The sequence below is a fragment of the Pseudoalteromonas sp. 13-15 genome, assembly GCF_001468205.2.
Taxonomy (GTDB): domain Bacteria; phylum Pseudomonadota; class Gammaproteobacteria; order Enterobacterales; family Alteromonadaceae; genus Pseudoalteromonas; species Pseudoalteromonas marina.
The window spans coordinates 2,504,242-2,517,667 of the sequence record NZ_CP019162.1; the positions used below are offsets into that span (position 1 = coordinate 2,504,242).

Annotated in this window: 16 protein-coding genes; 11 read left to right on the top strand and 5 right to left on the bottom strand. The window is 40.7% G+C overall.

Translation table 11 applies throughout. The features are described 5' to 3' along the window. Window positions 1-72 precede the first annotated feature (72 nt). The 5 genes from ATS72_RS11555 to ATS72_RS11575 all read left to right on the top strand — a co-directional run bounded on the left by ATS72_RS11555 (window position 73) and on the right by ATS72_RS11575 (window position 3,553). The gene (locus ATS72_RS11555; RefSeq protein WP_008130797.1) at window positions 73-1,524 is read left to right on the top strand and encodes a TrkH family potassium uptake protein; all 1,452 of its coding nucleotides are present in this window, start codon (window positions 73-75) and stop codon (window positions 1,522-1,524) included. 36 nt (window positions 1,525-1,560) lie between these two features. Continuing rightward, a complete protein-coding gene (locus tag ATS72_RS11560) occupies window positions 1,561-2,223 on the top strand; it encodes a flagellar brake domain-containing protein (RefSeq protein ID WP_039038511.1) in 663 nt (220 codons plus the stop codon). 464 nt (window positions 2,224-2,687) lie between these two features. Continuing rightward, on the top strand, window positions 2,688-2,900 hold the full coding sequence (locus ATS72_RS11565) for an EF-hand domain-containing protein (protein ID WP_058430331.1): 213 nt from the start codon (window positions 2,688-2,690) through the stop codon (window positions 2,898-2,900). A 144-nt stretch (window positions 2,901-3,044) separates the two neighbouring features. Next, window positions 3,045-3,257 (top strand): calmodulin, encoded by a 213-nt coding sequence (locus ATS72_RS11570; RefSeq protein WP_006793997.1) that lies wholly within the window; start codon window positions 3,045-3,047, stop codon window positions 3,255-3,257. Window positions 3,258-3,337: 80 nt separating this feature from the next. Further along, on the top strand, window positions 3,338-3,553 hold the full coding sequence (locus ATS72_RS11575; protein ID WP_006793998.1) for a calmodulin: 216 nt from the start codon (window positions 3,338-3,340) through the stop codon (window positions 3,551-3,553). A 67-nt stretch (window positions 3,554-3,620) separates the two neighbouring features. On the opposite strand, the gene trkA is transcribed toward ATS72_RS11575, so the two are convergent. From trkA to def, 4 genes are all read right to left on the bottom strand, one after another. After that, window positions 3,621-4,997, bottom strand: a complete 1,377-nt coding sequence (trkA, locus tag ATS72_RS11580) for a Trk system potassium transporter TrkA (RefSeq protein ID WP_006793999.1) — start codon at window positions 4,995-4,997, stop codon at window positions 3,621-3,623. A gap of 85 nt (window positions 4,998-5,082) precedes the next feature. Beyond that, window positions 5,083-6,378, bottom strand: a complete 1,296-nt coding sequence (rsmB, locus tag ATS72_RS11585) for a 16S rRNA (cytosine(967)-C(5))-methyltransferase RsmB (RefSeq protein WP_058430332.1) — start codon at window positions 6,376-6,378, stop codon at window positions 5,083-5,085. Further along, a complete protein-coding gene (fmt, locus tag ATS72_RS11590) occupies window positions 6,371-7,324 on the bottom strand; it encodes a methionyl-tRNA formyltransferase (protein ID WP_058430333.1) in 954 nt (317 codons plus the stop codon). The genes rsmB and fmt overlap by 8 nt, the downstream gene beginning before the upstream one ends. Before the next feature lie 21 nt (window positions 7,325-7,345). Further along, complete coding sequence (gene def / locus ATS72_RS11595) at window positions 7,346-7,852, bottom strand: peptide deformylase (RefSeq protein WP_006794002.1); 507 nt, start codon at window positions 7,850-7,852, stop codon at window positions 7,346-7,348. 119 nt (window positions 7,853-7,971) lie between these two features. On the opposite strand from def, the gene ATS72_RS11600 reads away from it, so the two are divergent. The 6 genes from ATS72_RS11600 (at window position 7,972) to hemF (ending at window position 12,919) form a co-directional block, all read left to right on the top strand. Then, window positions 7,972-9,093, top strand: coding sequence for a LysM peptidoglycan-binding domain-containing protein (locus tag ATS72_RS11600; RefSeq protein ID WP_006794003.1), 1,122 nt, complete (start codon window positions 7,972-7,974; stop codon window positions 9,091-9,093). Window positions 9,094-9,124: 31 nt separating this feature from the next. Next, window positions 9,125-10,216 carry a DNA-processing protein DprA gene (gene dprA / locus ATS72_RS11605; RefSeq protein ID WP_008130810.1) on the top strand — a complete coding sequence of 364 codons (1,092 nt, stop codon included), beginning with the start codon at window positions 9,125-9,127 and terminating at the stop codon, window positions 10,214-10,216. A 1-nt stretch (window position 10,217) separates the two neighbouring features. Further along, a complete protein-coding gene (locus ATS72_RS11610; protein WP_006794005.1) occupies window positions 10,218-10,691 on the top strand; it encodes a DUF494 family protein in 474 nt (157 codons plus the stop codon). Between the two features lie 118 nt (window positions 10,692-10,809). Further along, window positions 10,810-11,379 carry a DNA topoisomerase family protein gene (locus tag ATS72_RS11615; protein ID WP_010558124.1) on the top strand — a complete coding sequence of 190 codons (570 nt, stop codon included), beginning with the start codon at window positions 10,810-10,812 and terminating at the stop codon, window positions 11,377-11,379. 24 nt (window positions 11,380-11,403) lie between these two features. Further along, the gene (locus ATS72_RS11620) at window positions 11,404-11,967 is read left to right on the top strand and encodes an L-threonylcarbamoyladenylate synthase (RefSeq protein ID WP_006794007.1); all 564 of its coding nucleotides are present in this window, start codon (window positions 11,404-11,406) and stop codon (window positions 11,965-11,967) included. 1 nt (window position 11,968) lies between these two features. Beyond that, window positions 11,969-12,919: an oxygen-dependent coproporphyrinogen oxidase gene (gene hemF, locus ATS72_RS11625; RefSeq protein WP_058430334.1), complete on the top strand. Its 951-nt coding sequence runs from the start codon at window positions 11,969-11,971 to the stop codon at window positions 12,917-12,919. A gap of 42 nt (window positions 12,920-12,961) precedes the next feature. Here the strand turns inward: hemF and ATS72_RS11630 are convergent, their stop codons facing one another. Beyond that, window positions 12,962-13,399: a group II truncated hemoglobin gene (locus tag ATS72_RS11630; protein ID WP_021032469.1), complete on the bottom strand. Its 438-nt coding sequence runs from the start codon at window positions 13,397-13,399 to the stop codon at window positions 12,962-12,964. Between the last annotated feature and the right edge of the window lie 27 nt (window positions 13,400-13,426).

Below are 13,426 nucleotides of genomic sequence, written 5' to 3' on the forward strand. Positions count from 1 at the left end.
GCATATTCATTCTATTTAACCAGGCTAATGCAGTTGAGCCTGAATTTACTAATAATAAAAGCGATTAGCTAAATGCAATTTCGTACCATCATAAAAATTCTTGGGCAACTTGTTGCGCTGTTTAGTATTACCATGGTGCCACCTGCTGTGGTGTCTTTAATTTATAAAGATGGTGGTGGTGTTCCTTTTGTTTTAGCGTTTATTTTCAGTATTATTATTGGCTTAATAGCGTATTACCCAAACCGACATGAAAACGGGGATTTGAAAGCCCGCGAAGGCTTTTTAATTGTGGTTTTGTTTTGGTTGGTACTGGGGGCATTCGCATCCTTGCCTCTTATCTTTTTACAAGAACCTAACTTATCCCTTGCTGATGCGGTGTTTGAAGCCTTTTCGGGTTTAACAACCACAGGCGCTACGGTGCTGACGGGGATTGAATATTTACCTAAGTCAGTGCTGTTTTATCGCCAGCAATTACAGTGGTTTGGCGGTATGGGGATCATTGTATTAGCTGTTGCAATACTGCCCATGCTAGGTGTTGGTGGAATGCAGCTGTACCGTGCTGAAATCCCCGGCCCAGTAAAAGACTCAAAAATGACCCCTCGCATAGCCGATACCGCAAAGCATCTTTGGTATATTTATGTGTCGTTAACCATTGCCTGTATGTTGGCGTATTGGGCGGCAGGAATGGACTGGTTTGATGCCATTTGTCATGCGTTTTCTACCGTCGCCATTGGTGGGTTTTCGACTTATGATGCTTCTATGGGCCATTTCGACAGCCCGGTTATTAACTTTATTTGTGTATTCTTTTTAATCATTGCCGCTATTAACTTCTCCTTGCACTACGCTGCGGTGGCAAGCCGGAACGTGCAGGTCTACATTCGCGATCCCGAGTTTAAAGTATTTTTATGCATTCAATTGGCGCTGGTGGTTATTTGTTTTACTGTGTTGTCGTCGAACGAGATATACGCCAATGGTGATGAAACCCTTGACCAAGCACTATTTCAAGCGGTATCAATGAGTACAACGGCGGGTTTTGCTACCGATAACTTTTCAACATGGCCGCTGTTTTTACCTATTTTATTAATATTTTCGAGCTTTATTGGTGGTTGTGCAGGGTCTACCGGGGGCGGTATGAAAGTGGTGCGCGTGTTTTTACTTTACCTGCAAGGCGTACGTGAGCTAAACCGCCTAGTGCACCCTCGTGCTATTTATTCAATCAAACTTGGCCGTAAAGCATTGCCCGATAAGGTTGTAGAAGCTGTGTGGGGGTTCTTCTCTGCCTATGCTTTAGTATTTATTATTATTATGCTGGCGCTTATGGGTACGGGAATGGATAATATTACGGCGTTTTCGGCCACGGCAGCGTGTTTAAATAACTTAGGTCCAGGGTTGGGTGATGTTGCCTCGCATTATGGTGCAATAACCGACGGCGCTAAATGGTTGCTGACTATTGCAATGGTATTTGGCCGACTAGAAATTTTTACTTTGCTTGTGTTATTTACGCCTACGTTTTGGCGCGGATAAAACACAACGTTTTACTACTATGTTTATGGAATGGATATGCCAGCAACACATGCAGATAAATTAAATAATATACCGGTTGGCAGTTTAGTTGACTTAGAAATATTAACACCCACTAGCAGTAAGCGCGTGAAAACAGAAATGGTAGGCTTGCTTGATGAAAAGTTTATTATTTTAAACTTTCCTACAGCCAAACGTTTACCGGGTGCAAATGATTACTTACGAGATGGCGTCACCGTAGTTGTAAGAGCATTAATAGAGGGGGATGATGGACAAATAATTGCGTTTAGACAGCAAATTAAATCTATTGCATCACACCCCGTTAGGCTGATTTTTATAAACTACCCCAAGCAAGTTCAGCTATTTAGTTTACGTTCGCAAACCCGTATTCCAACTCTATTACCTGCAAAACTTAAACTCAGTGATGACAAGGTACTCGATGGTGTTATAAAAGATATTTCACTAACGGGGGCTATGTTTGATGTAAAAACTGACGCAGATCTAGAAAGCATCAAAGACTCACAATGCACTGTGGTATTAGGTAGTAATAGCAAAGGCTTTGAAGGCGAAGTGTGCAGCGTGAAAGATCATAATGCAGGCGTGCGTTGCGGCATTAAGTTATTAGCCAGTAAAGAAGAGATGAAAGCTTTTATGAAAGAGCACTTTATTGACCCCGCTATGATAGAACTCGATGCCGATTAGGTTTTAATGTCGCTATTTTGCAACAAAATAGCGACTTTTTACTTTATGAACGAAAATAAATTACCAACCTCTAAATTATTATTTTTTATTAAATAAAAACAGAGATATAGCATTAAAATTTTTTATATTTTATTTTATTTTTACACCTTGTTCAGTTTAAAACTTCCTGCTCAATACCTAATTACACCTTGATCATTTAAATAACTTTGCTTTGTGGTTTTTTACATTAAACCTAAATATCTGATTTTTAATAACTTATAGTTTTTAATTAAACCAGCGTTGCTAAATAGCTACAAAAATAATGCTTAAATTTGCACTTTTTTCAGTGTTTAACACGTAAGGCACTGAAAAATATAAACTAATAAATATTGGCATTTAAGTTGTAATAGTCTGGTTGTACTAATCGAAAAACGTGATTAACAGTAAGTACCAATCACTCACATACAACTTGAAGGATACATACTATGAAACGCATTAATAAAAAATTAGCACTTATCGCACTCGCTTCTTCGTCAGCCGCTTTTGCAGGCTCTGACTTTAATACACTCGATGTAGACGGTAATGGTGCAATTAGCCAAGCCGAAGCATCAGTTGATGCAAAATTAATGAGCATGTTCTCAGAGCTCGATACAGACCAAAATGGTGAGTTATCAAAAGAAGAGTTTTCAAAAGCCTAAATTCAGTAAATGGAATCCTGAGTTGCCAAAGACAACCTAAGTAGGCAAGGGAGCTTACGAAAAAGGATAACAAGGAAGTGAAACCATTTTAAAAGGTAATAAGCCCATTTTTTTGATAGAACATTAAGTATGAAGGATTAAGTTATGAAACATTTAAATAAAGCATTAGCACTTATTGCATTAGCGTCTTCTTCAGCTGCGTTTGCAGCATCAGATTTTGACAGTTTAGATACCGACAGCAGTGGAGCAATTAGCCCAAGTGAAGCGGCAATAGACACCGATTTAATGGCTGAGTTTACAGAGCTAGATACAGATGGTAACGGTGAGCTTTCTAAAGACGAGTTTGCAAAATTTTAAAGTTAGCCGGTATTGGTTTAGCTATTTTTCACAGACAGGGATCTTAGAAAAGGATTTCTCATTTTACTAGGAACATTACTATGAAAACATTAAATACAACACTTGCGGTTTTAGTTTTAGCATCTTCTTCAGCAGCTTATGCAGCGGTAGACTTTGCATCGTTTGATAGCAACAGTGACGGTGTTATCAGCATGGAAGAAGCTCAAGTAAACTCACAACTAGTGAAAATTTTTAAAGATTTAGACACAGATGGAAATGGTGAGCTTTCTAAAGAAGAATTTGCCAAAGTACAGTAGCATTGATAAGCCCCAATCATACTCCACTAAAGCCGCCATGTTCAGCGGCTTTTTTGTGTTTGATGCGTTATAAAAATATAGCACTTACTTGGAAGAGCTTTTCTACTACGTTGATATGCTTTTTATCAATTAAAAACATAATCACGTGATCGCCCGACATAATAATGGTGTCGTCGTGGGCAATGAGTACATCGTCGTTACGCACAATGGCCCCAATAGTTGTTCCGGCTGGTAGTTTTATATCGGCAATTGCACGGCCAACTACTTTGGAGGTATTTTCATCGCCATGAGCAACTGCTTCAATAGCCTCTGCAGCCCCTTTACGCAATGAATACACGTTAACAATATCACCTCGACGTACATGGGTTAACAATGCAGAAATTGTTGCCTGTTGCGGCGATATGGCAATGTCTATTTCGCCACCTTGTACTAGGTCTACATACGCACCACGTTGAATAAGCACCATGGTTTTTTGCGCGCCCATGCGTTTGGCAAGCATGGCCGACATAATATTGGCTTCATCGTCGTTGGTAACGGCAATAAACACATCCACTTGTTCGATATGTTCTTCAGAAAGAAGTTCTTGATCGGAGGCGTCGCCACAAAATACTACCGTGTTGTCGAGCATTTCTGAAAGCTGTTCAGCACGTTCTTTACTGCGCTCTATTAGCTTAACGGTGTGATTTTTTTCAAGAGAGCGAGCAAGGCCTGCACCAATGTTACCGCCACCAGCAATCATTATTTTTTTGTATGAACGCTCAAGCTTTTGCAGTTCGTTCATTACGGCGCGTATATGTTTGGTTGCCGCAATGAAGAATACTTCATCGTCGGCTTCAATAACGGTTGTACCGAGCGGTTTAATGGCTTTGCCTTGACGGTAAATAGCTGCAACGCGAGTTTCTACATTGGGTATATGCTCTTTTAATGCAGATAAGGCATAGCCCACTAATAAACCACCGTAATAGGCTTTTACTGCAACTAGCGAGAGCATACCATCGGCAAACTGCAATACTTGCAATGCGCCAGGGTAGTCAATTAAGCGGCGTATATACTTAGTAACTAACGCTTCTGGGGCAATGTAATGGTCGATTGGTAAATCATCGTTTTGGAAAAGTTTTTCACGGTATTTTAAATACTGCTCAGAGCGAATTCGGGCAATTTTAGTGGGTGTATTAAAAATACTATACGCCACTTGGCACGCCACCATGTTTACTTCATCTGAGCTGGTTACCGCAATAATCATATCGGCATCGTCTGCGCCGGCGCGGCGCAAAACATCAGGGTGAGCACTGTGGCCCATTACACCTTGAAGGTCGTATTTATCTTGCAGTTCGCGTATACGATTACCGTCAATGTCTACTACGGTAATTTCGTTTTGTTCGCCTACTAAGTTTTCAGCTAGCGTGGCGCCAACCTGTCCAGCACCGAGTATGATTATTTTCATTATTTACCAGTGTATTAAGTAGTAATAAAAAGCCATTTTTAAATTTAAAAATGGCTTGTTGTACGCGTTATTAAGCCCTGTTTAACTAGGCTTTTTTAACCATTTTAGCGTAATAAAAACCATCACTTTCACCCGGAAGTAGCTGTAAACCCGGTGTGATGAGGGTGTCTTTATCATGAAGTGGAATATGCTCTACGTCATCGTTATTAGCTAAAAATTTAGCAACTTGTTGTTGGTTCTCTTTTGGAAGAACCGAACATGTTGCATATACCAATGTACCACCAGGCTTGAGTAGAGGCCAAATGCTATTGAGTATATCGCCTTGTAGTGCGGCTAAGTCTTCAATGTCGGATGCACGGCGTAGCCATTTTATATCAGGGTGGCGACGAATAACGCCGGTTGCTGAACAAGGCACGTCTAATAAGATACGATCGAACTGTTCATCGTCCCACCATGTGTGCGGTTGCGATGCATCACCACATTGTAGGTCGGCACCTAAACCTATACGGGTTAAGTTTTGCTTTACGCGTTCAAGGCGAGTGGCATCGCTATCAAGTGCAAGTACGTCGGCGTCGGCAAGCTCTAATATATGGCATGTTTTACCGCCGGGTGCTGCACAGGCATCTAAAATAACGTCATCATCTTTTGGCTCTAAAAAGCGAGCAGCTAATTGCGCTGCTGCATCTTGCACTGAACAAGCACCCGTATCAAACTCAGGAAGTGAAAAAACATCACGCGGCTTGGCTAGTTTAATCCCATCTATAAAGTTTGGGTTTAATGTATGTTCTATATCGTTAGCCGTTAGCATATCGCTGTATTCTTGCGTGCTAAATTGTGATTGATTTACACGTAACCACATTGGCGCTTGTTGCTGGTTTTCTTCAAGTATAGCTTCCCAGTTTTCTGGGTAGGCTTCTTTTACCTGTTTAATAAACCAATTGGGGTGGTTGTATAAACACACTGGAATAAGCTTTGCTTTTTCTTCAAGCTCTGCTTGCTGGCGTTGAAAGCTACGTAAAATAGCATTTATTAACCCTTTTAATCCTAGTGCGCGCATTTGACCCAGTGCATTTACGGTCTCGCTTATTGCTGCATGCGGTGGAACGCGCATGTGCTGCAATTGATAAATACCTACGTAGAGTAAAAACTGAAAAATTCTGCGTTTACCTTTTAGTGGGCTTTCTACTAAATGTTGGCAGTAGTTTTCAAGGCTAGGTAAGTAGCGTAATACGCCATAACAAATTTGCTGTAACAGTGCTTTGTCTTTTGGTGGTAAACCTTGGCTTGCAAATGGTAGTTCTTGATTAAGCGAAGCGCCTTTATCAACCACGTTATATAAAGTCTCAGCGGCTAGCGCTCGTACGTTTTGTACTTTATTCATTATTTTCGCCTAATAGTGTGCCAGGACTAACCCAGTCACTGCGACCATTTAAAAAGTCGCTAATTGCCATTGGTTTTTTACCTTGCGGTTGTAACTGAGTAATACTTAAAGCGTGTTCACCACAGGCAACCACAACACCGTTTTTATCACTTGTTAAAATTTCGCCTGGCTTACCTGATTGATCAACTACTTTCGCTTGGTATATTTTTACGGTTTGTTCGCCCATTTGGGTAAAACACACTGGCCAAGGATTAAAAGAGCGAATATTACGTTCTATTTGCACGGCGCTCATAGACCAATCTATATTTGCTTCTTCTTTAGAGAGTTTTTTAGCGTAGTTAGCTAGCTCATCATTTTGAGGCTGAGGGGTAATGTCGCCATTAGCTAGCTTATTAACGGTGTTGATTAATGCACTAGGACCTAACTCTGCTAGTTTGTTATATAAACTGGCACTGGTTTCTGTATCACTAATAGGGCAGCGGCTAATATGCAGCATGTCGCCGGTATCTAAGCCCTCATCCATTTGCATTATGGTTACACCCGTTTCCTCGTCACCCGCCCAAATTGCACGTTGAATAGGCGCAGCACCACGCCAGCGAGGTAGTATAGAACCATGCACGTTTAAGCAGCCTAAGCGTGGCGCATTTAAAATAGCTTTGGGTAAAATTAAGCCATAGGCCACCACAATCATTATGTCGGCGTTTAAAGCGGTGAGCTCTGCAAGTGCCTCATCATTTTTTAATGACTGAGGCTGAAAAACAGGCAAGTCATTTTCAAGTGCTAGCGCTTTAACTTCGCTCGCTTTTAATTTTTTACCACGACCTGCTGGGCGATCTGGTTGACTATATACGCCCACAATTTCATGTTCGCTATTTATTAGCGCTTGTAAATGGCGTGCGGCAAAATCCGGCGTACCGGCAAATATTATGCGTAATGGTTGGATCACTGAGTTTTCCTAAGGTACTGATTACTGTGCTGCAAACTTAGCTTCTTTTTCAAGTTTTTTACGAATACGTTGGCGCTTTAATGGAGATAAGTAATCAATAAATAGCTTGCCTTGAAGGTGGTCTAGTTCGTGTTGAATACAAATAGCTAATAGCTCATCTGCGTCTAACACAAACTCTTCACCGTTTTCGTTTAGTGCGGCCACAGTCACTGTTTCTGCTCGGTCTACTTTTGCGTACGAGTTAGGCACTGACAAACAGCCTTCTTCGCTAATCGTTGACCCATCTTTTTTAATGATTTGCGGGTTAATTAATACCAGTGGTTCGTCACGCTCTTCAGAGACATCAATAACCACAATACGCTGGTGGATATTTACTTGTGTTGCTGCTAAACCAATGCCATTTTCGTCGTACATGGTTTCGAGCATGTCTTTTACAATTTGGCGAACTTGGTCGTCAACGTCTGCAACATCTTTTGCTATTGTACGTAAACGCTCATCTGGAAATCTTAAAACTTCTAACCTAGCCATTAGTTACCTTTTTCACTTGTGCTTAATTTAGGGTATTGTATGCTCTTATTTTAGCCATTCACGTTCACCTTTAACAGGTTTTGGGCAATAATAATGAAAAAACAATACAAGGAAGCTCAATGAAATTTCCGTTAGTTGCAATCATACTGGCACTAAGCACCTCTTTTGGGGCGATTGCTGATGTGCTAAAAATAAAAAAAGATGCACCAAAACAGTATGTTGTAAAAAAAGGTGATACGTTGTGGGATATATCTGGCATTTATTTAGACGAGCCATGGTTGTGGCCAGAACTATGGCAAATGAACCCGCAAATCGATAACCCTCACCTAATTTATCCGGGTGATGCATTGGCACTTATATACGATGCTGACGGAAATCCACGTTTAGTTATTAATAAAGCGTACCGAAAGCTGTCACCTCAAGGACGTATTACCCCAAAAGGGTTGAATGCAATTACCACTTTACCTTTGCAAATGATTAAACCTTATTTAAGTTACGAGCAAGCGATTAACAGCGACGATATAAAAAATATGCCGTATGTGTTAGGTGCTAACGAAAACACAAAAACACAAACGTTAGGCCATATTTTATACGTTAAAGGTGACTTAAAAGTACATGGTGCTTATGCGATTTACAACGAGGGTGAACCCTACAGAGATTTAAACACAGGCGAAGTATTAGCAACGCGTGCATCGTACGTTGGCATGGCGCGAGCGTTTAGAAGTGGCGATGAAAGTAATGGTGTGCCGTCGTCATTACGTGTTGAGTCAGTAAAACGAGAAATTAAACAAGGTGATTTTTTAATGCCAGCAATGGAGGGGCAGTTGCTGCCAGCCTATTTTGATATTCACCGCCCACTAGAGCCAGTAGAAGGGCAAGTTATAGCGTCTCCTCGCCAAGTAAGAGAATTCAGCACGATGGATGTTGTAGTGCTAAACTTAGGCAGCGAGCAAAATATTGAACCAGGTCATGTTTTAGATTTAGAGCGTGAGTCACCTACGGTTATTGATGGCCCTCGTGGTCCTCGTTACCCAGAGGATTCAAGTAAATTTGAAAAGCTGTTATCTGATGCAAGTCAGTTGTTTAGTAATAAAGCTGACGAAGATAATACAACATGGAAAATGCCTAAAGAAAAAGTAGGCGAGTTAATTGTATTCAAAGTGTATGACAAAGTAAGTTATGCATTAATAACAAAAAACCAGCACCCAATTCGCGTTGGAGATATTGCAGTTATTCATTAAGAAGTAGCGAGTCGGTGCTCTAGGAGAGAGCATGGATCAGTCATCAGGCAAGTTAGCTCACTGGCTTGCCTTTTATATGTGTAAGGGATTAGGCACAAAAACCTTATTAGCCCTATCTAAACACCACCCACTTGAGTCATTGTTTGACTTACCCCACGCTAAATTACACGAATTAGGGTTAACGGCTAATCAGGCCAGTAATTTACTCAATACAGATTGGCAAAAAGTACAGCATTATGAGCGGCTTGTTGCAGAGCATAATATTGAAGTTATTTGTTTTTTTGATACACGTTACCCAGATTCACTAAAACACATAGCTAGCGCACCTTTATTACTATTTTGTAAGGGCGATGTGTCTTTGCTTTCTAGCTCGCAAATAGCCATTGTTGGTAGCCGTAACGCCACCCCTACAGGGCTTGAAATAGCTTCCGAGTTTGCCTACGAATTAACAAAGGCTGGTATTACTGTGACATCGGGCATGGCTAGAGGAATAGATGGCGCAGCACATAAAGGTGCTTTAGCAGGGAGTGGTAAAACTATCGCGGTATTAGGCACGGGTGTTGATATTTACTACCCTAAACGCCATAAACTATTAACAGAACAAGTACTCAATAGTGGTTTATTAATTAGTGAGTTTTTACCCGGAACCGCCGCTAACGCACATAATTTCCCTCGTCGAAATAGGATTATTTCGGGCTTATCTTTAGGTGTATTAATTGTTGAAGCTGAAATTAAAAGCGGCTCATTAATTACTGTGCGTTATGCGCTTGAACAAAATAAAGAGGTGTTTGCAGTACCAGGCTCTATTAAAAACCCGCTTGCACAAGCCAGCCACTTTTTAATTAAGCAGGGTGCTAAACTTGTTGAAAATGTGACAGATATTTTAGATGAAGTGAGCTTTTCTTATCAAAGCGGTCTATATAGTAAAGAAGAGACGCTTCAGCAAAGTAGTGATTGTGAAGTTTTAAACAGTATTGGGTTTGAGGTAACAACTGTTGACGATATTGTACGCCGTGTTCAATGGCCAATAGATAAAGTACTAGCAAGGTTGCTTGATTTAGAGTTAGACGATCAAATTGAACGCATTTTAGATGGTTATATTAGGCTTAGCGTAGGAAGGTAGCATGTTCGATATTCTTATGTATCTATTTGAAAATTACATTCATAGCGAAGCTGACATTTTTGCTGAGCAAAATGAATTAACCGACGAGTTAGTTCGTGCAGGCTTTAATAAACCAGAAATATTTAAAGCCTTAAATTGGCTAGAACAGTTAGCCGATTTACAACACAGCGATGAATCTCCTTATTTAATCGCTAACCCAGGGCGCGCTATTCGTATATTTACAGAAAGCGAATGCAATATGTTAAACGTTGAGTGTCGTGGCTTTTTAATGTTTGTTGAGCAAATTGGAGTTATTAATAGCATTACCCGTGAAATGGTTATGGATAAGCTTGCAGCACTTGATAAGCCAGCGATTAGCTTAGATGATTTAAAGTGGATAGTGCTTATGGTGTTATTTAATGTCCCCGGCTCTGAAGAAGCATATGAGCAAATGGAAGACTTAATTTTTGATGAGCCCACCGAGTTATTGCATTAATACCTTATGAATTTATTTATATAACCCAAATTACTAGAGATGAAGCGCATAGCATAGCTTGTATCTTTAAGTGGTTTGGGTATATTAGGCGAAAATTCACTTACCTCTTAGGAACACTATGAGTAAAATCGACCATTCGCTTTTCTCGGCGAATAAGCACGCCTTAGAAAAAGAATACGAAGTATGCCCACAGTGTGGTTCAGAGTTAGTGATCCGCAACAGTAAGTCAGGCCCTTTTTTGGGGTGTGCAAGTTACCCTCAATGTGACTTTATTAGGCCATTAGTACAACACGAAAGTAACGAAATAAAAGTACTTGAAGATTCCTCTTGCCCTCAATGCAGCAAACCGCTGGTGGTTAAAAATGGCCGTTACGGTATGTTTATTGGTTGTACGGGGTACCCTGATTGCCATTATATTGCAAACGACAACGAGCAAAAGGAACAAGAGGCTACGTTACCAGCATGCCCAAAATGCAAAAAAGGCCACTTAGTTGCTCGCAGTAATAAGTTTGGGAAAGTATTTTACTCATGCGACAGCTACCCAAGCTGTAAATACACGCTTAATAATAAACCTGTAGAGCAGCCATGCCCTAAATGTGATTGGCCCATCGTCATAGAAAGACACATGGCAAATGGTACACTACTACAATGCCCGCAAAAAAGTTGCATGCATAAGCTTACTCAATAACGTTTAACATTTTTGGAGACCACCTTGTCAGAACTTTCAAATACGCCTTCAGCACTTACATGTTTAAATGAAGGCGAAGTTATTGTTTATCCAACAGAGGCTGTGTTCGGCTTAGGATGTGACCCCGATAATCAGCATGCTGTTGAAAAATTATTGGCAATTAAGCAACGACCAGTTGAAAAGGGCCTTATTTTAATTGCTGATAATTATGGGCAATTATTAAAGTATGTTGATGATGCTAAAGTACCTATGGACAAACGTGCAGACATATTTTCTAGTTGGCCTGCTGCTATTACGTGGGTTATGCCAGCGGCAAAAAGCACACCAAAATGGTTAACAGGGCAGTTTGATACTATTGCGGTTAGGGTAACAAATCACCCAACAGTTAAACGCTTATGCCAAGAGTTTGGAAAGCCACTGGTATCAACCAGTGCAAATTTAACAGGCCAAGAAACAGTAATAAGCATTGAGCAAGCAAAGGAGCAATTTGCTGATCAAGTTGGCTTTTATGTTGACGAGCCATTAGGTGGAAACACACAACCCAGCACAATAAAAGATGCCATGACCGGTAAAGTATTTAGAGGGTAATATGCAAAGCGAATTATTAGAACAAGTAAAAGCCTACTTTATGGCTTTGCAAGATACCATTTGCCAAGGGCTAGAAGCTGCAGATGGCAGTGTTAAATTTGTCGAAGATAGCTGGCAAAGAGCTGAAGGCGGTGGTGGCCGTACTCGAGTAACTACTGATGGTAACGTAATTGAGCAGGGGGGCGTAAATTACTCTCATGTATTTGGCGCATCCATGCCAGGTTCTGCAACCGCCCATAGGCCAGAGCTTGCAGGGCGTAGTTTTCATGCTTGTGGGGTTTCACTTGTTATTCATCCCAAAAACCCGCACGTACCAACAAGTCATGCCAACGTACGCTTTTTTATAGCCGAAAAAGAGGGCGAAGAGCCAATATGGTGGTTTGGTGGAGGTTTTGATTTAACCCCTTTTTACCCGGTATTTGAAGACGTACAGCATTGGCATCAAGTTGCACACGATATATGTGTGCCGTTTGGTAGTGATGTTTATTCAAAATACAAAACATGGTGCGATGAGTACTTTTACCTTAAACATCGTGATGAAACACGTGGGGTAGGTGGTTTATTTTTCGATGATTTAAATGAACTAGGCTTTGAGCAAAGCTTTGCATTTATGCAGTCAGTCGGCAATGGCTTTTTAGATGCCTATATTCCGATTATTGAACGTCGCAAAAACGATGAGTACACTGAACAGCAACGTGACTTTCAGCTCTACCGCCGTGGTCGTTACGTTGAGTTTAACTTAGTGTGGGATAGAGGCACATTATTTGGATTGCAAAGTGGCGGGCGAACAGAGTCTATTTTAATGTCGATGCCACCACTAGCGCGCTGGGAGTATAACTTTACACCAGCTGAAAACAGCCTTGAGGCAAACTTATATCAGTATTACTTGCGACCACAAGCTTGGCTTTCAAGTAAACCAGAAGAGCTAATAGCCCGAGAGTGGCAAATATAAACAATATAAAAGACGCGAAAGCGTCTTTTTTATTGTTTATGATTAATGTTGGTTAATCATGTGGCTTGCTAGCTGAGCAAATGAGTTTTTAAGCCCTTCTCGAAGTAGTGGGTTGTCAATTTCAATATCAAGAGTTTTGTTCATACAATACATCCATTGATCCCGTAAGTTCTGGTCAATTAAAAATGGCATATGGCGTTTACGCAACATGGGCTGCCCATGATTTTGCTCAAATAGTGAAGGCCCACCTAACCAACCAGATAAAAACTCGAAAAAGACTTGGCGAATTCTATCTAATGGTTGAGGATGCATATCATATAACGGTTTAGCGTATTCATCTGAGGCCATAATGTCGTAGAATCGTTCAGAAATAGCGCGTGCACCTTTCTCTCCGCCAATGATTTCGTAAGGCGTTTTTTCAGGTGTAGGTGTTTGATCTACTTTCTTAGGCTTAGATTTAGAAAAAAGTCGTTTAATCATATTATTTATCATCGATTATAGGCAGCA